This is a genomic window from Campylobacter sp. CNRCH_2016_3089 (genome assembly GCF_025772505.1).
In the GTDB taxonomy this organism is placed as follows: Bacteria; Campylobacterota; Campylobacteria; order Campylobacterales; family Campylobacteraceae; genus Campylobacter_D; species Campylobacter_D lari_D.
On record NZ_JAKMSF010000003.1, the window covers coordinates 137740 to 158771 of the forward strand.

At 30.0% G+C, this 21032-nt stretch carries 17 protein-coding genes and 1 tRNA gene; 13 read left to right on the top strand and 5 right to left on the bottom strand.

Annotated elements, in window-relative coordinates; genetic code table 11:
- Positions 1–53: 53 nt before the first annotated feature.
- From L8W69_RS03020 to L8W69_RS03030, 3 genes are all read right to left on the bottom strand, one after another.
- Entirely contained in the window at positions 54–488 is a 435-nt protein-coding gene (locus L8W69_RS03020; protein ID WP_263666414.1) for a hypothetical protein, read from the bottom strand.
- A gap of 30 nt (positions 489–518) precedes the next feature.
- Positions 519–604, bottom strand: a tRNA-Leu gene (locus L8W69_RS03025).
- Between the two features lie 28 nt (positions 605–632).
- A complete protein-coding gene (locus tag L8W69_RS03030) occupies positions 633–956 on the bottom strand; it encodes a F0F1 ATP synthase subunit C (RefSeq protein ID WP_263666415.1) in 324 nt (107 codons plus the stop codon).
- Positions 957–1150: 194 nt separating this feature from the next.
- On the opposite strand from L8W69_RS03030, the gene L8W69_RS03035 reads away from it, so the two are divergent.
- Genes L8W69_RS03035 through pckA form a run of 5 tightly spaced genes read left to right on the top strand, consistent with a single transcriptional unit; the run spans position 1151 to position 8616 of the window.
- Positions 1151–2503, top strand: a complete 1353-nt coding sequence (locus L8W69_RS03035) for a sodium-dependent transporter (protein ID WP_258108779.1) — start codon at positions 1151–1153, stop codon at positions 2501–2503.
- Between the two features lie 9 nt (positions 2504–2512).
- Complete coding sequence (locus L8W69_RS03040; RefSeq protein WP_263666416.1) at positions 2513–3850, top strand: sodium-dependent transporter; 1338 nt, start codon at positions 2513–2515, stop codon at positions 3848–3850.
- A 9-nt stretch (positions 3851–3859) separates the two neighbouring features.
- Positions 3860–5194, top strand: a complete 1335-nt coding sequence (locus tag L8W69_RS03045; protein ID WP_263666417.1) for a sodium-dependent transporter — start codon at positions 3860–3862, stop codon at positions 5192–5194.
- A gap of 58 nt (positions 5195–5252) precedes the next feature.
- Entirely contained in the window at positions 5253–7031 is a 1779-nt protein-coding gene (locus L8W69_RS03050; RefSeq protein WP_263666418.1) for a biotin/lipoyl-containing protein, read from the top strand.
- A 10-nt stretch (positions 7032–7041) separates the two neighbouring features.
- Positions 7042–8616, top strand: a complete 1575-nt coding sequence (gene pckA, locus L8W69_RS03055) for a phosphoenolpyruvate carboxykinase (ATP) (protein WP_263666419.1) — start codon at positions 7042–7044, stop codon at positions 8614–8616.
- A 16-nt stretch (positions 8617–8632) separates the two neighbouring features.
- Here the strand turns inward: pckA and L8W69_RS03060 are convergent, their stop codons facing one another.
- Positions 8633–8998 (bottom strand): histidine triad nucleotide-binding protein, encoded by a 366-nt coding sequence (locus L8W69_RS03060; RefSeq protein WP_220566684.1) that lies wholly within the window; start codon positions 8996–8998, stop codon positions 8633–8635.
- Positions 8999–9082: 84 nt separating this feature from the next.
- Here L8W69_RS03060 and pheS point away from each other — a divergent pair, with 84 nt between their 5' ends.
- The 8 genes from pheS to efp are packed head-to-tail and all read left to right on the top strand — an operon-like array spanning position 9083 to position 18927.
- Positions 9083–10075, top strand: a complete 993-nt coding sequence (pheS, locus tag L8W69_RS03065; protein ID WP_087699975.1) for a phenylalanine--tRNA ligase subunit alpha — start codon at positions 9083–9085, stop codon at positions 10073–10075.
- Positions 10072–12402 carry a phenylalanine--tRNA ligase subunit beta gene (pheT, locus tag L8W69_RS03070; RefSeq protein ID WP_263666420.1) on the top strand — a complete coding sequence of 777 codons (2331 nt, stop codon included), beginning with the start codon at positions 10072–10074 and terminating at the stop codon, positions 12400–12402. The genes pheS and pheT overlap by 4 nt, the downstream gene beginning before the upstream one ends.
- Complete coding sequence (gene aroA, locus L8W69_RS03075) at positions 12399–13685, top strand: 3-phosphoshikimate 1-carboxyvinyltransferase (protein ID WP_263666421.1); 1287 nt, start codon at positions 12399–12401, stop codon at positions 13683–13685. The genes pheT and aroA overlap by 4 nt, the downstream gene beginning before the upstream one ends.
- Entirely contained in the window at positions 13675–14511 is an 837-nt protein-coding gene (locus L8W69_RS03080; RefSeq protein WP_263666422.1) for a 4-hydroxy-3-methylbut-2-enyl diphosphate reductase, read from the top strand. The genes aroA and L8W69_RS03080 overlap by 11 nt, the downstream gene beginning before the upstream one ends.
- Before the next feature lie 55 nt (positions 14512–14566).
- Positions 14567–16234: a 30S ribosomal protein S1 gene (locus tag L8W69_RS03085; protein ID WP_220566688.1), complete on the top strand. Its 1668-nt coding sequence runs from the start codon at positions 14567–14569 to the stop codon at positions 16232–16234.
- Positions 16235–16240: 6 nt separating this feature from the next.
- Entirely contained in the window at positions 16241–16720 is a 480-nt protein-coding gene (locus L8W69_RS03090) for a hypothetical protein (protein WP_263666423.1), read from the top strand.
- Positions 16717–18297, top strand: coding sequence for a phosphoglycerate dehydrogenase (gene serA / locus L8W69_RS03095; RefSeq protein ID WP_263666424.1), 1581 nt, complete (start codon positions 16717–16719; stop codon positions 18295–18297). The genes L8W69_RS03090 and serA overlap by 4 nt, the downstream gene beginning before the upstream one ends.
- A 60-nt stretch (positions 18298–18357) precedes the next feature.
- Positions 18358–18927 carry an elongation factor P gene (gene efp / locus L8W69_RS03100; RefSeq protein ID WP_039618934.1) on the top strand — a complete coding sequence of 190 codons (570 nt, stop codon included), beginning with the start codon at positions 18358–18360 and terminating at the stop codon, positions 18925–18927.
- A 16-nt stretch (positions 18928–18943) separates the two neighbouring features.
- On the opposite strand, the gene uvrB is transcribed toward efp, so the two are convergent.
- On the bottom strand, positions 18944–20917 hold the full coding sequence (gene uvrB / locus L8W69_RS03105; RefSeq protein ID WP_263666425.1) for an excinuclease ABC subunit UvrB: 1974 nt from the start codon (positions 20915–20917) through the stop codon (positions 18944–18946).
- Between the last annotated feature and the right edge of the window lie 115 nt (positions 20918–21032).

A 21032-nucleotide genomic window follows, 5' to 3' on the forward strand; every position in this document is an offset into this window, starting at 1 on the left:
ATAAAATAATTCGGAATTATATAGTGCTTTTTAAAATAAATAATTTGTTTATATTAGCTTTTTGTTAAATTATAAAATTTTTCTTGGAGAGAATTTCTTATTTCATCGTTAATTTTCTCATTGTCATTTAGATATTGTTTGTTAAGTTCTTCAAGCTCTTTTAAAAATCCAAAAAGTGTTTCTTCCCACAAAGCATTATTTCTTTTACTTAAATTCATTGTTTGGATATGATTAAGTTTTCTACTCATATTGCTTAAATTTTCTAAAAATTCATTTTTATAATTTTCATCTTGGAGTGTAAAGGTATTTTGTAAAAGATTATTTTTTATATTTCTTATCTCTTCATTAATCAGATCACAAAATTCAGGATAAATATCATTTTTAATAGGTTCAAGTAAGGCTTGTTCATCTAGTTTTAGAGTATATTTTTTTATGGCAAAAAAAAGAATTAAAAAAGCTATTGCACTGACTAAAATATAGAAAGTCATTTTGTTTTGATAATCCTTAAAAAATAAAAATGGTGCGGTTAGCGAGATTTGAACTCGCACACGCTGAGCGCACCACCCCCTCAAGATGGCGTGTCTACCAATTCCACCATAACCGCATAAGCCCCACAAGAGGGCTTTGAAATTTTAAGCTGCTACTAATGCTTGGAATGGATTAGCATAAAGAGCGATAAGAGCAATAACAAGCGCATAAATAACTTGAGCTTCAATCATCGCTAAAGCAATAAACATAGTAGTCATTAATTTACCACCAAGACCAGGGTTTCTAGCAGTACCTGCTATAGTTGCTGCTGTAGTATTACCCATACCGATAGCTCCACCTAAAGCTGCAACACCAAGTCCTAAACCTGCTGCTAAGATAGAAAAAGAAGCTAACCATTGATTCATAGAACCTTCAGCTGCAAATGCAAAACCGCTTAAAGCTAGCATTAAAAATACGATTTTTTTCATAGTTTTTCCTTGTAAAAATTTAAATCCTTTCGGCTTGCGTATCCCTACTCGTGATTTATAAAAGCGAAATTATATACAAATATAACTTTAAAATTATTGAAATTTAAATTAATATTATATATTTTAAAATAAATTAAAGTTTTTTTTAGCTACATTAAAAATTTTTATAGTTTTATAAATTTAAGGTTATCTTTATGAATGAAAAATTTTCTAAAATAGGCTTTGTATTAGCGGTAGCAGGTTCAGCTGTTGGACTTGGAAATGCTTGGAAATTTCCAACTTTGGTAGGACAAAATGGAGGTTCAGCTTTTGTACTTTTATATTTGCTTTTGACTTTGGGGGTAGGGTTTGTAATATTTTTGGCTGAACTTAGCATAGGAAAACTTAGTGAAAAAGATCCTGTAAATGCCTATTATACTTTAGCTCCAAAACATAAAAGAGCTTGGTCTATAGTTGGTTTTTCTTTAATAGGTGCTATTTTGATTGTTTCTTTTTATAGCGTGATAATAGGATGGATTGTTAAGTATGCTTATTTTGGGTTTTTTCCTTTACCAAAAAGTATAGAAGAAAGTGGCGCTATTTTTGGAAATTTACTTTCTAATGATGTTTTATCTCAATTTATATGTTTTACTTTTGTGTTTATAGTAATTTTTTATGTAGTATCAAAAGGTGTTAAAAGTGGCATAGAAAAACTCAATGTTTGGATGATGCCAAGCTTATTTATACTACTTATTTTAATGCTTGGATATTCTTTTAGTATGGATGGTTTTTCTAAAGCAAGTGAGTTTTTATTTTCTCCGGACTTTTCTAAGCTTAGTGTAGGAGCATTTTTAAGTGCATTGGGACTTGCTTGTTTTTCTTTATCTATTGGAGTGGGTTCAATTATAACTTATTCTGCAAGTTTATCTGATAAAACAAATTTTATTACAAGCACTATTAACATTATCATTATTAATATTATTATTGGTATTATGATGGGACTTATTGTATTTACTTTCATATTTGAATTTAATGGAGATCCAGCTCAACAAGGTCCAGGTTTGATTTTTGTATCTTTGATGAGTTTGTTTTCAAATATTGACCCAATTGGCTTTTTACCTTTGGGAAATATTTTAGCTGTGGCTTTTTTTATAGCTTTGTTTTTTGCAGGGATTACTTCAGCAGTTTCCATGATAGAACCTTTAACCTTTTATTTAATCAATTCTTATAATTTTACAAGAAAAAAAGCTTTGATTTTTATAGCTTTCATTGTGTATTTTTTGGGAAGTTTGTGTATTTTATCAGGAATTGAGTGGAGTAAAGATTCTTTAGAATTTTTTGGAAAAAGTTTTTTTGATATATTAGATTTTATTGCTTCAAATTTAATGATGCCTTTAGGTGGATTATTTGGTGCAATCTTTGTAGGTTTTGTGCTTAAAAAAGAAGCTTTACAAACTTTATTTTATCCTTATATGAGGGGTAAATACTTTGAGTGTTGGTATTTTTTTGTAAGATATATCTCGCCTTTAGCTGTGATTTTAATCATGGCAAAACAATTATTTTTTTAAGGTTAAAAGATGAATGAAAAATTTTCTAAAATAGGCTTTGTATTAGCGGTAGCAGGTTCAGCTGTTGGACTTGGAAATGCTTGGAAATTTCCAACTTTAGTGGGTAACAATGGTGGTTCAGCTTTTGTGGTGGTATATTTACTTTTAACCTTGGGTGTGGCTTTTGTGATATTTTTGGCTGAACTTAGCATAGGAAAACTTAGTGAAAAAGATCCTGTAAATGCTTATTATACTTTAGCGCCAAAAAATAAAAAGGCATGGTCATTTGCGGGATTTTTTATGCTTGGTGCTATTATTCTAGTGTCTTTTTATAGTGTTGTTATAGGTTGGATAGTAAAATATGCTTATTTTGGGTTTTTTGAATTACCTAAAGATACAAATGAAGCAGGCGCTATTTTTGGAAATTTACTTTCTAATGATGTTTTATCTCAATTTATATGTTTTACTTTTGTGTTTATAGTAATTTTTTATGTAGTATCAAAAGGTGTTAAAAGTGGTATAGAAAAACTCAATGTTTGGATGATGCCAAGCTTATTTATACTACTTATTTTAATGCTTGGATATTCTTTTAGTATGGATGGTTTTTCTAAAGCAAGTGAGTTTTTATTTGTACCTGATTTTTCAAAATTAAGTGTTAATTCTATATTAGATGCACTAGGGCTTGCATTTTTTAGTATGTCTTTGGGTGTATGTGTGATTTTAACTTATGCAGCAAGCTTGCCTGATAAAACAAATTTTATAAGCAGTGCTTTAAATATTATCATTATTAATACTATCATTGGTTTGATGATGGGACTTATTGTATTTACTTTTATATTTGAATTCGGAGCCGATCCTACTCAACAAGGTCCAGGACTTATATTTATATCATTAACAACGCTTTTTGCAAAGTTAGGATTTTTGGGAAATGTTTTAGCCATAGCCTTTTTTATAGCTTTATTTTTTGCAGGGATTACTTCGGCTATTTCTATGATAGAACCTTTTACTTTTTATCTTATAAATCGTTATCAAATTTCAAGAAAAAAAGCTTTGGTTTTTGTGGGTATGATTGTTTATTTTCTTGGAAGTTTATCTATACTTTCTTTTTATCATGTAAGCGCACCAAGTTTAAATTTCTTTGGGAAAAGTTTTTTTGATATTTTAGACTTTTTCATACAAAATTTGCTAATGCCAATTTCTGCTTTAATTACAGCATTTTTTGTGGGTTTTGTGCTTAAAAAAGAAGCTTTACAAACTTTATTTTACCCATTTATGCGTGGGATATATTTTGAAATTTGGTATATCTTTTTAAGATACATTTCTCCATTAGCGGTTATTTTAATCATGGCTAGACAGCTTTTTTTCTAAGGTGTTAAAATGAATGATAAATTTTCTAAAATAGGTTTTGTATTAGCAGTAGCAGGTGGAGCTATAGGGCTTGGAAATGCTTGGAAATTTCCAACCTTAGTAGGCCAAAATGGTGGTTTTGCTTTTGTGCTTTTGTATTTGCTTTTGACTATTAGTATAGGATTTTGTGTATTTTTGGCTGAAATTGCTATGGGAAGATTAAGTCAGAGTGATCCTGTAAATGCTTATAAAAGCTTAGCAACTAAATATGCTCAAAAATGGAAATTTGCTGGATTTTTTATGCTCGGTGGAATTTTTGTATTATCTTTTTATCTTGTTATTATGGGTTGGGTTTTAAAATACATGATAACTTCGATTTATTATCTACCTAGCAATACTCAAGAAGCAGGAGCTTTATTTGGAAATTTAATACAAAATAGTATTTTAGAAAGTAGTTTGTATTTTTTAATTGCTTTTTTTCTTACCTTGTTTGTTGTTTCAAGAGGGGTTAAAAGCGGTATAGAAAAACTTAATGTTTGGATTATGCCAAGTTTGTTTATTATGCTTGTTTTAATGCTAGTATATTGTTTTTTTCAAGATGGTTTTAAGGAAGCTTTTGTTTATTTGTTTTATCCTGATTTTACCAAGCTTAGTTTAAACTCTGTTTTAACAGCTTTAGGTCTTGCTTTTTTTACTTTATGTTTAGGTATAGGTTGTATTACCACTTATGCAGCCTCTTTAAAAGACGATACAAATTTAATTACAAGTTCGGCCATAATTGTGCTTTTAAATATCAGTATAGGTTTGATGATGGGACTTATTGTATTTACTTTTATATTTAAATTTAATGCTAATCCTGCAGAAGGAGCTGGGCTTGTATTTATATCTTTAACGACTTTATTTTCCAACTTAGGTGCTATCTTTGGACATTTTTTAGCTTTTTATTTTTTCTTAGCTTTATTTTTTGCAGGGATTACTTCAGCAGTTTCTATGATAGAACCTTTTACTTTTTATCTTGTAAATGAATATAAAATTTCAAGAAAAAAAGCTTTGGTTTTTATAGGCTTTGTAGTTTTTCTTTTGGGAATGAGTTGTATTTTATCTTTTAGTGCTAATTATGGGGCTAGCTTTAGTTTTTTTGGTTTAAGTTTTTTTGATATTTTAGATAAATTAACTTCTAATTTTATGCTCCCACTTGGAGCTATTGCAAGTGCTATTTTCGTAGGATTTTTTGTGGAAAAAATAAAAATTTACAATTTATTTTCTAAGTTTATGAGTAGAAGTATTTTTGAAGTATGGTATTTTTTACTTAGATTTCTTGCACCTATTGCGATTATTATCATTATGTTAAATCAAATTTTATAAATTTATTTTTTAAGAAAGTAGAGTTATAATTGCAAAGATGTAAAAATAAGGAAAAATTATGGCTAAAAAGTTAATTGATGTGATGGATACCACATTTAGGGATGGTTTTCAATCTGTTTATGGTGCTAGAGTTTTAATGAATGACTTTTTTCCTGCCCTAGAAGCAGCTAAAGAAGCAGACATTAAACATTTTGAATTTGGCGGTGGAGCTAGGTTTCAAAGCCTATTTTTTTATTTAAACGAAAATGCCTTTGAAATGATGGATAAATTTAGAGCCATCGTTGGAAAAGATGCAAATTTACAAACTCTTGCAAGAGGGGTTAATACCGTAGCACTTGATACAGGTAGTAAAGAAATTATTGACTTGCATGCAAAAATGTTTGCAAAACACGGCACAACTACAATAAGAAATTTTGATGCATTAAATGATGTAAATAATTTAAAATTTAGTGGAGAATGTATAGTTAAACATGGCTTAAAACATGAAATTACCATTACTTTAATGGATTTACCTCCAAAATGTAAAGGTGCGCATGATGTACCTTTTTATGAAAGAATTTTAAAAGAAATCCTACAAGCACAAATTCCTTTTGATAGTATTTGTTTTAAAGACGCAAGTGGAACTTCAAATCCAAATAAAATTTATGAAGTTATTAAAATGGCTAGAAAAAACTTGCCTGAAAATATGCATATAAGATTACATACGCATGAAACCGCAGGGGTAAGCATAGCATGCTATTTAGCGGCTTTAGAAGCAGGTGTTGATGGTATAGATTTAGCTGCAGCTCCTGTTAGTGGCGGTACTTCTCAACCTGATATTTTAACAATGCTTCATGCTCTAAAAGGAAGCAATTTTGATCTTGGTTTAGATGAAGAAAAAATTTTAAAATACGAAGAAGTGTTAAAAGATTGTTTAAAAGATTATTTTCTACCACCTGAAGCAACAGCGGTGAATCCTTTAATACCTTTTTCACCTATGCCGGGTGGAGCACTAACTGCTAATACACAAATGATGAGAGATAATAATATTTTAGATAAATTTCCTCAAGTTATAAAAGCTATGCAAGAAGTAGTAGAAAAAGGTGGTTATGGTACTTCTGTTACTCCTGTATCGCAGTTTTATTTCCAGCAAGCTTTTAATAATGTAATGTTTGGTCCTTGGAAAAAAATTGCAGATGGATATGGAAAAATGGTTTTAGGATATTTTGGAAAAACTCCCGTTGCTCCAGATCCTGAAGTAATTAAGCTTGCAAGCGAGCAATTAAAACTAGAACCAACTACAAAATTAGCCACAGATATTGCTGATGCTGATGAGAGCAAAAGTATAGCTTATATTAAAAACTTATTAGAAAAAGAAAATTTAGAAACAAGTGAAGAAAATATTTTTATCGTTGCAGCTTGCAAAGAAAAAGGCATAGCTTTTTTAAAAGGCGAAGCTAAGGTTAATGTTAGAAAAAATAGCAAATTAAAATCAAGTCTTATTGATGAAAATCAATTTACCGTTTCAGTTAATGGTAACAAATACCATGTAGAAGTAAGTGCAGGTTTTGATAGAGATGTTAATGTTAAAAGTGCTGTAAAAGTAAGTGCAGATAATGCAAAAGTTGCAAAAACTCAAGTAAGTGATAATGCTATTGTTGCAAGTATGAATGCAAATGTATTTAAAATTTTAGTTAAAGAAAATGATAGTGTAAAGGCAGGTCAAGTTGTAGCTGTACTTGAAGCTATGAAAATGGAAATTGAGATTAGTGCAAGTAAAGATGGAGAAATTGCAGAACTTTTAGTAAATGCTGGTGAGAGCGTAAGTGAAGGTCAAGCTTTAATGACTTATAAATAAGGAGGTAAAGATGAAAGGTTTAGAAAATTTAGGCTTAGAAAATATCGGACAAGTTTTTCACAATCTTAGTTATGATGAGCTTTTAAAGCACGAAAAAAACAATAATGAAGGTGTATGTACTAAAAATGGTACCTTTAGTGTAGATACAGGAATTTTTACTGGAAGAAGTCCTAAAGATAAATATTTTGTAAAACAAGATCCTTCGCAAAAATACATTGCTTGGGGTAAGATTAATCAGCCTATTAGTGAGGAATTATTTGAAAAGCTTTTAGCAAAAGCTAAAAAACAACTTAGTAATAGTGATATTTATATCCAAGATGCATATTGTGGAGCTTCGTTAAAAAGTCGTAAGGCTGTGCGTTTTGTAACTCAAATTGCATGGCAAGCACATTTTGTAAAAAATATGTTTATTCGTCCAAAAGAAGAAGAACTTAGTGAGTTTAAACCTGATTTTGTGGTGTATAATGCTTGCAAATGTATTAATGAAGATTATAAAAAAGATGGTTTAAATTCAGAGGTTTTTGTCATTTTTAACATAGAAAAAAATATAGCAGTAATTGGTGGAACTTGGTATGGTGGAGAGATGAAAAAAGGAATTTTTTCTATGATGAATTATTGGCTTCCACTAGAAAATAAACTTTCTATGCATTGTAGTGCTAATGTTGGAGAAAAAGGTGATGTAGTGCTTTTCTTTGGGCTTAGTGGTACAGGTAAAACTACTCTTTCAACTGATCCAAAAAGAAAATTAATAGGCGATGATGAGCATGGTTGGGATGATGAGGGTGTGTTTAATTTTGAAGGAGGTTGTTATGCAAAATGTATTAACCTTGATCCTCAAAGTGAACCAGAAATTTATGGAGCTATAAAGCAAAATGCACTTTTAGAAAATGTAGTTTTAAAAGATGATTTAAGCGTTGATTTCAATGATGGTTCTAAAACTGAAAATACTAGAGTTTCTTATCCGATAGAGCATATTTTAAATCACGAGCCAAGCCTTAGTGCAGGTCATCCTAGTAATATCATTTTCCTTTCAGCGGATGCTTTTGGTGTTTTACCTCCGGTTAGTAAGCTTAGTAAAGAACAAGCAATGTATTATTTTCTAAGTGGTTATACTGCTAAAGTAGCAGGTACTGAAAGAGGCATTACCGAACCTGTTGCGACTTTTTCAGCTTGTTTTGGAGAAGTGTTTTTGCCATTACACCCAACTGTTTATGCAAAACTTTTGGGCGAAAAAATCAGCAAGCATAATGTAAATGTTTATTTGGTAAATACCGGTTGGAGCGGTGGAGCTTATGGTGTAGGTAAAAGAATGAGCATTAAAGCTACTAGAGCTTGCATTAATGCGATTTTAGATGGTAGCATACAAAATTGTGAGTTTGAAAACTATGATTTATTTAATCTTGCAGTTCCAAAAGAATTAGCGGGTGTAGAAAGTAAGTTGTTAAACCCTGTTAATACTTGGGAGGATAAAAAAGCTTATGAAGAAACTAAATTAAAGCTTGCAAAAATGTTTATAGAAAATTTCAAACGCTATGAAGATGTAAAAGAAGGAGCAGAATTTAAACTAGCTGGTCCTACTATCTAAAAAGAGTTAGCTCTTTTTAGAATAAAGATTGAGGGTTGATTTGGGTTTCTTTATTTTTTGGAAGCTCAAATCCACCTAACATATGAAAATGTAAATGAAAAACTTCTTGTCCGCTATTTTTTCCACAATTTGTGATTAATCTATACCCACTTTTATCAAGCCCTAAAAGAGTAGCTAGTTCTTGGATAAATTGTGTCATTTCGCTCATTAATTCAGGTCTTAATTCTTGAAAGTTTTCAAAATGTTCTTTTGGAATGATTAAAATATGAATAGGTGCTTTAGGATTGATATCATGAAAAGCTAAAAATTTTTCACTTTCTAAAACTTTATTAGCAGGGATTTTTCCTTCTACGATTAGTTCAAATACGGTTTTTTCTCTCATTTAGTAGTCCTTTTTTTATTATTTTTGCTAATTTTAAATAATTTTACATTAGAATGTTTAAAAAAAATTTAGTTGGAGCTAAAATTGCAAGATATGATAGAAAAAATTGCTTCTGTAAATACTTTAGCAGAGCTTGAAAATATAAAAGTAAGTGTTTTAGGAAAAAAGGGTATTTTGACTTTAGAATTTGCAAAGTTAAAAGATTTGCAAGGTGAAGAAAAAAAAGAATTTGCCAATGGTTTAAATAAAACAAGAGATGAATTTAATGAGGCTTATCAAATAAAATTAAAAGAATTAGAAGAAAAAGCTTTAAATGAAAAAATGAAACAAGATGTGCAAGATTTTAGCTTTTTTGATGAAACTTCAAATGCAGGTGCTTTGCACCCAATCATGCAAACTATGGATAAAATCATAGAATATTTTACAGCTTTAAATTTCAGTATAGAAAAAGGGCCTTTGATCGAGGATGATTTTCATAATTTTGAAGCATTGAATTTACCACAAAATCATCCTGCAAGAGATATGCAAGATACTTTTTATTTTGAAGATAAAACCTTGCTTAGATCTCAAACTTCTCCAGTGCAAATTAGAACTATGCTATCTCAAAAACCACCTATTAGAATGATAGCACCAGGTGCAGTTTTTAGAAGAGATTTTGATATTACTCATACGCCTATGTTTCATCAAGTAGAAGGACTTGTGGTAGAAGAAGGCGATAAGGTAAATTTTGCAAATTTAAAAGATATGCTAGAGCATTTTTTAAAACATATGTTTGGCGATGTAAAAGTGCGTTTTAGACCAAGCTTTTTTCCTTTTACAGAGCCATCTGCTGAAGTAGATATTTCTTGTGTGTTTTGTAAAGGTTGTGGATGTAGGGTTTGTAAGCAAACAGGATGGCTTGAAGTTTTAGGATGTGGCGTTGTTGACCCTAATGTTTATAAATTTGTTGGTTATAAAAATGTAAGTGGTTATGCTTTTGGTTTGGGTGTGGAGCGTTTTGCTATGCTTTTACATAAAATTCCTGATTTGCGTTCTATGTTTGAAGGTGATTTAAGATTATTGGAGCAATTTAGATGATTATTAGTAGAAATTGGTTAAATGAATGGATTGATTTAAGTGAAATATCAACACAAACTATAGTAAATACTTTAAATTCCATAGGATTAGAGGTTGATAGTTTCAAAAGTGTTAAAGCTCCCCAAAAAGTTGTAATAGGTAAGGTTTTAGAAAAAGTTAAACATGAAAATTCAGATAAATTGAATATTTGTAAAGTAGATGTTGGGAATGAAATTTTACAAATTGTTTGCGGTGCAAAAAATGTTGATAAAGATCAATTTGTAGCCGTATCTTTAGTAGGTGCAGTGCTTCCTAGCGGACTTGAGATAAAACCTGCCAAACTTAGAGGGGTTGAATCTATGGGTATGATTTGCTCTTCTAGTGAGCTTGGTTTTGGAAAAAGTAATGAAGGCATTATGGTTTTAGATGAAAGTATGGGAGAGTTAGTTTTAGGAAAAGCTCTTAATGAATATGATTTGTTTAATGATGAATTAATTGAAATAGAACTTACTCCAAATCGCGGGGATTGCTTGAGTTTATATGGTGTTGCTAGAGATTTAAGTGCAGCACTTGATTTAAATTTAAAAGAATTAAATCCTTTAAAAGAAGGTGAAAATAGCGTAGGTATAGGAAGAATACTAAGTGTTAAAAATCAAAGTGATGTTGAAGGATTTTTTGCTTATAAGGCACTAGAGATTAAAGAAGAATTTAAGTTAAATATCACGATACAAATTCGTCTTGCTTTGATTGAAGCATATAAAAATAACAACATAGAAAATCTTTTAACTTACGCAACTCATGCAAGTGGAGTGATTTTTTGTGCTTATGATTTTCATAAGCTTTGTCAAGATTGTCAAATTGATGAAAAGATTGTTTTAGAGATTAAAACTCAAGAGCATGGAGAGTATGGGGTTTATTATAAAGATGAGTTGATTGCTTTAGCAGGTATAGAGCAAGAAGATAAATTTAAAATTAATGATGAGAGTAAAATCATCATTATAGAAGCAAGCTATACTCATCCTCAAACTATAGCAAATGCAATAGCCTTTTATAAAAAGAAAAATGATACTATATATCGTTCTTTAAGAGGCAGTGAGCCTAAGCTTTCTTTGGGAATGGAGTATTTATTTAATGAGTGCTTAAAAATTAGTGCAATGAGTGTTTTTTCAGGAAGCCAACAAGTTTTTAAAGAAAATGAAGCAAATATTATTGGGATTTTTGGTGCAGAGGTTGATAAAATCATTGGTATGCCTATAGATAAAAATAATTTAGTCAAAATTCTTAGAAAACTAGGCTTTGAAATAAGTGTGGTAAATGATGAACAATTTAATATTAAAATTCCACTTCACCGTAGTGATATAGTAAATATAGCTGATATTAGTGAAGAAATAGTAAGAATTATCGGTATTGATAATATCCCATCAAAAGCTTTAGAATTTAGAGAAAAAAATCGTTTAAATCAAGTATATTTTGATTATCAAGAGCTTAAAAATTTAAGATTAAAAGCAAGCAACAATGGATATTTTGAAAGTGTGCATTATGTTTTGGATAATGAAGAAGAATTAAGTCAGCTAGGATTTAAATGTATTAAAAACAAACTCATTAATCCTATTACTAACGAACTTAATACTTTAAGAAGTACTTTGATAAATCATCTTTTAAATGCAGTAAGCTTTAATCTAAGAAATTCAAAAAAGAAAATCAAGCTTTTTGAGTGTGGTAGTGTTTTTGATGAGTTTTCAAACGAGCATGCTAAATTTGCAATGATCTTTAGTGGCTATAAAGAAGAAGCTAAAATCACAAATAAGGCCAAACCTGTTTTGGTAGATTTTTATACCTTTTTAGCAGAATTAAAAAGCATTATAGGTGATTTTAGTTTACAAAAATCAGAATATGCATTTTTAAGTCCATATGAACAAGCAAATGTATATAAAAATGGCAAGCGTATAGGTTTTGTAGGTAGAGCGCATTTAAGTATAGAAAATGAAAGGGATTTGGTTAAAACTTATATTTGCGAGCTTGATTTGGAAGGCTTAAAACAAGACTTTAAAACCGCTAAAGCATATTCTAAATTTCCATCTATGAGCAGGGATTTAAGTATAGTAATACCTAAGGGTTTTGAATATGAAAAAATCAAACACACTATTGCTAAATTAAATATCGAAAGATTAGAAAGCTTTAGAGTGGTAGATTTATATACAGATGAAAATTTAGGCGATTTTTATAGCTTGACTATTAATTTGGTATTTAGAGATTTTGAAAAAACCTTAGAAGATAATATTATCCTTGAATATATTGATAAAATCATCAAAGCTTTAGATGATGAGCATGGTTTAAAGCTTCGATGAAGATAAGTCCTATTGATTCTTTTAAAGTAGAGCTTGAAGATATAGCTTCTGATAAGTCTATATCTCATCGCTTTGCTATTTTTTCTTTGCTTACTCAAGGAACTTGTAAGATTAAAAATTATCTAAAAGCACAAGACACTTTACATACTTTAGCAATCATTCAAGCTTTAGGAGCTGAAGTTGAAGAAATTGATGGATTAATTTATATTAAAGCTCCAAAATATATAAAATCTCCAAATTGCGTTTTAGATTGTGGAAATTCAGGTACAGCTATGAGACTTTTAATAGGTTTTTTAAGTGCTATTGAAGATGAATTTTTTGTTCTTAGTGGAGATTGTTATTTAAATGCTAGGCCAATGAAGCGAGTGAGTGGGCCTTTGATGAGTTTAGGAGCTAAGATTTTTGGAAGAGCTAACGCAAATTTAGCGCCTATTTGTATACAAGGGGCTAAGTTAGATGGTTTTGACTTTAGTAGTAATATTGCTTCAGCTCAAGTAAAATCAGCTTTAATTTTAGCAGCTTTATTTGCCAAAAAAGAAAGTTATTTTAAAGAAGTTGAGCTTTCAAGAGATCATAGTGAGATTATGCTTAATAAAATGGGAGCTTGCATTGAGTATTTAAATGAGGATAAAACTTTTATCAAAATCAATCCTTTAAAAGAAAAATTAAAAGCATTTGAAGTATGTGTACCAAATGATCCATCATCAGCCTTTTACTTTGCCTTAGCTGCTTGTATTTTACCTCATTCAAAAGTAGTCTTAAAAAATGTTTTGTTAAATAAAACACGCATTGAAGCCTTTAAAATTTTAGAAAAAATGGGTGCAAAGATCACTTATAATATTACTAATGAAGATTTTGAAAGTATTGGAGAAATTTGTGTTGAAAGTACACCTTTAAAGGCGGTAAATGTGAGTGAAAATATCGCATGGTTGATTGATGAAATTCCAGCTTTGGCTATAGCTTTTGCTTGTGCAAAAGGAAAAAGCATTATAAAAAATGCTAAAGAATTGCGCGTAAAAGAAAGTGATAGAATCAAATCAATTGTATTAAATTTGCAAAAATGTGGCATAAAAGTAAAAGAATTTGAAGATGGCTTTGAAGTAGAAGGCGGCGAAGTTAAAAATGCTAAAATAGAAAGCTTTGGAGATCATAGAATTGCGATGAGTTTTTTAATTTTAGGTTTAAGATGTGGAATGGAAGTAGATGATAGTGAATGCATCAAAACTTCTTTTCCAAATTTTATTGAGATTTTAAAGCAAATAGGAGCTAAGATTGGAGATTGAATTAGCAAAAAGTTATGGATTTTGTTTTGGAGTAAAAAGAGCTATTAAAAAAGCCGAGCAGATTAAAGATGCAGTTACTATAGGACCTTTAATTCATAATAATGAAGAAATCACAAGACTTTGGAAAAATTATAATGTTAAAACATTAAATGATATCAATGAATTAAACGCAGAAAAAAAAGCCATTATTAGAACCCATGGTATTACAAAGCAAGATTTAGAAAAATTAAAGCAAAAGGATATAGAAATTTTTGATGCTACATGTCCTTTTGTGACTAAACCTCAAAAAATTTGTGAACAAATGAGCAATGAAGGTTATGAAGTTGTTATTTTTGGGGATGAAAATCATCCTGAAGTAAAAGGGGTTAGAAGTTATGTAAGTACTAAAGCTTATGTAGTGCTTGATGAAAAAGAATTGCTTGATATTAAATTGCCTTCTAAAATTGCAGTAGTATCACAAACTACAAAAAAGATAGAAAAATTTATGGAAATTGTAAATTTTTTAATGCTTAGGGTTAAGGAAGTGCGTGTTTTTAATACAATATGTGATGCGACTTTTAAAAATCAAGAAGCAATCAATGAACTTGCTAAAAAAAGTGATGTAATGATAATAGTTGGAGGGAAGAACTCAGCCAATACTAAACAGCTTTTTTTGATAGCAAAAAACTATTGTGAAGATAGTTATTTAATCGAAAATGAAAAAGAAATTCAGAAAGAATGGTTTAGCGGTAAAGAAAAATGTGGCATTAGTGCGGGTGCTTCTACACCTGATTGGGTGATTGATTTGGTTTTGGAAAAAATCAAAGAATACGCCAAAATTAACTAAGTTTAAAGAAAACAATACTATAATCAACAATTAAAATTTAAAACAAAGGACCACAATGAGCGAGGTGAACAAAAAAGTTCAAAACAGACTAGAGGATATTATCATAGAAGAAGATTTTGAGCAAATGCTTGAAGAATCTTTTAAGTCTGATGAGGAGGCAACTACACAAGGTATAATTGTCGCGATTAAAGGCGATGAGGTATTTGTAAATGTAGGACAAAAATCAGAAGGTATTTTAGTAGCAGAAGAAATTCAAAACGAAAAAGGCGAATTTATCTTCAAAGAAGGTGATACATTAGAAGTTGCTATAGTAGGTTCTCGCGGTGGCAGATCTTTACTTTCTCATAAAAAAGCTTTAAGAAAACAAAAAGTTAAAGAATTTATTAACAATTATAAAGATGATGAAAGTATATTTGATGTAAAAATCATTGGTAAAAATAGAGGTGGCTTTGTAGCTGTGGATGAAAATGGAGTGGAGTTTTTCCTACCAAAATCACAAAGCAGTTTTAAAGATTCAAATAATATTATCAATAAAACTTTTAAAGTTAAAATTATAAAAATAGATAAAGAAGCTCAGAGTATAGTAGTTTCTAGAAAAAAAATAGTAGATGAGGAAAGAAAAAAACGCAAAGAAATTATTTCAAATGTATTAAATCAAGAAGAAATTATAGAAGGTGTTGTTAAAAAAATCACTACTTACGGTATGTTTGTTGATGTAGGTGGTGTTGATGGTTTAGTTCATTATAGCGAAATTTCTTATAAAGGACCAGTAAATCCCAGTTCGTTGTATAATGAAGGTGATAAAGTTCCTGTAAAAGTGATTAAATATGATAAAGATAAAAAACATCTTTCTTTATCTATAAAACTTGCCATGCCTGATCCTTGGGATGAAATTAAAGATGGTTTAGAAGTTGGTGATACTATTAAAGTTACGGTTTCAAATATAGAACCATATGGTGCTTTTGTAGATTTAGGAAATGATATAGAAGGATTTTTACATATAAGTGAAATTTCTTGGGATAAAAATGCTAAAAATCCAAAAGACTATATTAACGAAGGTCAAGAGCTTGATGTGGAAGTGATTGAAATTAATGCTAAAGAAAGAAGACTTAGAGTTTCTTTAAAAAATTTATTAGCAAAACCTTTTGATGAGTTTTTAAAATCATATAAAGTAGGTGATGTGCTAAAAGGCAGCGTTACCTCCGTGACTAATTTTGGCGCCTTTATAAAAATTGCTAATTTAGAAGGTTTATTGCATAATGAAGATGCTTCTTGGAATAGAAGTGATAAATGTAAAGATATGTATAAAGTTGGTGATGTTGTAGAAGTTAAAATCATTAAACTAGATAAAGAAAATCAAAAAATTTCTTTAAGCACTAAAGAATTACAAAAAAGTCCTGTTCAAGTTTATGCTCAAAAACACCAAGTAAATGATGTTATTTCTGGTAAAATCAGAGATATTAAAGATTTTGGAGTTTTTGTAGAGCTTGAAGAAGGCGTTGATGCGCTTATTCATAAAGAGGATTTGGGAAATATTGATTTTTCAAGTTTAAAAGTAGGTGATACAATAGAAGCTTTGATTGTTTTCATTGATGAAAAGAAAAATAGAATTCGTTTAAGCGTAAAAAGCCTTGCAAGAATGAAAGAAAGAGAAGCATTAAATGAAATCAATGATAATGACAAAGTAACTTTAGGTGATATTATCAAAGATCAACTTTTATAATAAAAAATGAAAAAATATACCCTTTATGGTATTTTAGGTTTTTTAAGCCTAATTTTATTTATTGCTTTTATTTTTATGGTGAGATATGTAGATATTGGGAATTTACCTATCTCACAAAATGTTAAATATTCTTTTGATGAAATAAAAAAAGAGTTACCACAAACTTGGCAAGATGAACTTTCAAATATTAAAATCAATGATTTTTCTCCAGCAGCAAATGAATTTTATATGAGTTTTAATATGGATGATTCTGTAGTAAAGCCAAAACAAAAATTTTATATGCTCGATGTAAATAAAAATGATGTTTATTCTATGTTTTGTTTAAAGCAAACTCTGCATTCTTTTTTTATCAAATACACTTTAACACAGAGTAAAGATGAAGTGGCAATTTATTTAGATACAAATAATGAAAAAGTATTAAATACACTGATCGACAAATTAAAAATTTACAACATAAATGCAAAATTAAAGGAGGTTTGGTTATGAAAAAAATTATTGTATGTGATGCGATATTAGACAAAGGCGTAGAACTTTTAAGAAAAGCTGATGATGTTGAGCTTATCGAAGCAGCGCATTTGCCTAAAGATAAACTTTTAACAAAATTAAATGATGTAGATGTTGCTATTACTAGAAGTTCAACGGATGTGGATTTGAAATTTATCAATGCATGTTCTAATTTAAAAGCTTTAGTTAGAGCAGGCGTTGGGGTTGATAATGTTGATATAGATGAATGCTCTAAAAAAGGCATTATAGTAATGAATGTACCAACGGCTAATACCATAGCAGCAGTTGAGCTTACTATGAATCATTTATTATGCTCTGCAAGATCTTTTGTAAATGCTCATAATTTTTTAAAAATACAAAGAAAATGGGAAAGAGAAAAGTGGTATGGTGTTGAACTTATGAATAAAACTTTAGGAGTTATAGGTTTTGGTAATATAGGTTCAAGAGTGGCTGTATGTGCAAAAGCTTTTGGTATGAAAGTTATAGCTTATGATCCTTATGTGGTAGCTTCTAAAATGACTGATTTGGGTATAGAGTGTGTGAATTCTTTAGATGTAATCTTAACTCAAAGTGATTTTATTACCATACATACGCCAAAAACAAAAGAAACAACAGATATGATTTCTTTTGAAGAAATTTCTAAAATGAAAGATGGGGTAAGATTGATAAATTGTGCCAGAGGTGGTCTTTATAATGAAGATGCATTGTGTGAAGGTTTAAAAAGTGGTAAAATAGCTTGGCTTGGTATTGATGTGTTTAATAAAGAACCGGCAACTAATCATCCATTTTTAGACTTTGAAAATGTTTCTGTTACTTCTCATCTTGGTGCAAACACTTTAGAAAGTCAAGAAAATATCGCTATCCAAGCATGCGAGCAAGCTTTAAATGCTGCAAGAGGAATTTCTTATCCTAATGCTTTAAATTTACCGATTAAAACTGAAGATTTACCAAGTTTTGTAGCACCTTATATTGAGCTTATTTCCAAAATGGGCTTTTTGGCTGCTCAGCTTGATAAAACTCCTATTAAGGCTATTAAACTTGAGAGCGAAGGACAAATTAGCGAGTATAATGAGTCTTTACTAACTTTTGCAACAGTGAGTGTTTTAAGAGGAATTTTAGGTGAGAATATTAATTATATTAACGCACATTTTGTAGCTAAAGATAAGGGCGTAGAACTTTCTTCTTGTATTCTACCAAGTAGTGGTTATAGTAATAAAATCACTATAAAAGTAATTACAGATAATTCTAACCTTTCTATCTCAGGGACTATTTTTGGTGAAAATGAACAAAGGATAGTAGAGTTAAATGGTTTTGATGTAGATTTTAAACCAAAAGGGAAAATGATAATTTTAAACAATAATGACATACCAGGAGTTATTGCTAATGTTAGCGGAATTTTAGCCAAAAATAATGTCAATATAGCTGATTTTAGACTTGGTAGAAATGGCTTTGGAAAAGCTTTGGCTGTAATTTTGCTTGATACAAAAATTTCAAAAGCTTTGCTTGAGGAATTAAGAGCTATTGATGCTTGTATTTTTGCAGAATATGCAGAAATTTAAGGCTTTTTATAAGCCTTAATTGTTACAATTATTTTTTAATTTTAAAATTAAGGAAAATATATGGCTTCTTATGGAATGGGAGATTTAAAAAAAGGTTTAAAAATAGAAATTGATGGTATTCCTTTTAAAATCGTAGAATATCAACATGTAAAACCAGGAAAAGGTCCTGCTTTTGTTCGTATTAAAATTAAATCTTTTATCGATGGTAAGGTTTTGGAAAAAACTTTCCATGCAGGGGATAAATGTGAATCTCCAAATTTAGAAGAAAAACAAATGCAATATCTATACGATGATGGTGAAAATTGTCAATTTATGGATACCCAAACTTATGAGCAAGTTGCAATTAGCGATGAAGATGTGGGTGAAGCTAAAAAATGGATGCTTGATGGAACCATGGTAGATGTTTTATTTCACAATGGAAAAGCAATTGGTGTGGAAGTACCTCAAGTAATGGAACTTAAAATTATTGAAACAGCACCAAATTTTAAAGGTGATACTCAAGGCTCAAACAAAAAACCAGCTACTTTAGAAACAGGCGCAGTAGTGCAAATTCCTTTCCATGTATTAGAAGGGGAAGTAATCCGCGTTGATACTGTGCGTGGAGAGTATATAGAAAGAGCAAATAAATAATCCCTTATTTAAGGGATTATAAAGTTCTTAATTTATTAATTTCATCTCTAAGCATTGCCGCTTTCTCAAACTCAAGATTTTTAGCTGCTTCTAGCATTTGTTTTCTTAATTCTTTTACTATTTTAGCGCGTTCTTTCGCAGGCATTTTTTCAAGTTCTTTGCCTTTACGATAAATTTCTCCTTGTTCAAGCTCATGTTTTAAACTTTCTTCTATGTTTCTTTTTACTGAGGTTGGTGTGATGTTGTACTTTTTATTATAAGCTTCTTGTAGGGTTCTTCTTTCATTGGTAGTATCGATAGCTTCTTGCATAGATTTTGTGATTTTTTTAGCAAAAAGTAATACTTTTCCATTGACATTTCTAGCCGCGCGTCCCATCGTTTGAATGAGTGCGGTGGTGCTTCTTAAAAAGCCTTCCTTGTCTGCATCCATAATCGCTATAAGCGAAACTTCAGGTAAATCAAGTCCTTCTCTTAAAAGATTAATCCCGATTAAAATATCAAAAGCGCCACTTCTTAAGCCACGGATGATTTCATTGCGCTCAATTGCATCAATTTCTGAGTGCATGTATTTTACTTTTAAGCCAAGTTCCAAGTAGTATTTACTAAGCTCTTCAGCCATTTTTTTAGTTAAAACGGTTATTAAAACTCTTTCATTACGCTCTATAACTTTTTTAGCTTCATCGTATAAAATTTCTACTTGATTTTCACTATCTTTGATTTCTATTTTAGGATCTAAAAGCCCTGTTGGACGCATGATTTGATAAAAAATATTTTCTTTGCTTAATTCTAGTTCTAAAGGTGCAGGTGTGGCTGAAACAAATAAAAATTTACAATTTTTATTAATAAATTCATCAAACATCAAAGGTCTATTATCTAAGGCACTTGGCAAGCGAAAACCATAATCAACCAAAGTTTGCTTTCTGCTTCTATCCCCTGCAAACATTCCGCGAAATTGTGGTAAAGATACATGAGATTCATCTACAATGACTAAAAAATCTTGATTTTTAATGGCAAAATAATCAAAAAGCGTATAAGGTGTATCGCCGCTCTTAAGCCCTGTTAAATGCAAGGCATAATTTTCAACTCCTTTGCACATGCCAGTACTTTGAAGCATTTCAAGGTCAAATTCTACCCTTTGTTTTAGTCTTTGTGCTTCTACGAGTTTATTTTCATTTTCAAAATAAGCAAGGCGTTTATTTAATTCAGCTTTTATACCTTTTATAGCCTCTTTAAGTCTAGCTTCACCTACGCTAAATTGACTAGTTGGATAAAGTATAAATTTTTTTAAGTCTTTACCTTTTTTATTTTCTAAGATATTATAATAATACATCGCCTCAAGTTCATCGCCAAAAAATTCAAGTCTAATAGCTTCATCCTCATAATAAGCTGGATATATATCTACTATATCTCCATTGACTCTAAAATCAGCTCTGTCAAAGAAATTATCATTGCGTTTATAACCCATATCTACAAGTTTTTTTAAAAGTTCTTTTTGATTTATTTGCATATTAAGCTCTAAAATCAAAACCATACCCACATACTCACTTGGATTTCCCAAACCATAATTTGCTGAAACACTAGCTATGCAAATAACATCATCATAACTTAAAAGCGAAGCACTTGCGCTTAGTCTTAATCTTTCTAAGTCTTCATTAGTAGAGCTGTCTTTTTCTATAAAAACATCGGTTCTTGGTATATAAGCCTCGGGTTGATAATAATCATAATAGCTTATAAAATACTCCACATGATTATTTGCAAAAAAGCCTTTAAATTCACTATAAAGTTGCGCGCATAAGCTTTTATTGTGGCTCATGATAAGAGTAGGCATGTTTAAGTTTTTAATGATATTTGCCATAGTGAAAGTTTTTCCACTACCTGTAACACCTAGCAAGGTTTGGTATTTATTGCCTGCTTTAATGCTTTTTACTATACCATCAATAGCTTGCTTTTGATCAGGACTTGGCTTAAATTCGCTAGTAAGTTCAAACATAATTTTTCCTAACTTGTATTTTTACTAATTTTACACAAAATTTTTTCTAAAAATTTAAATTTTAAAACAAAAAGCTATGCAAAATTAAATTTTTTTTTGTTACAATATGTGTTTA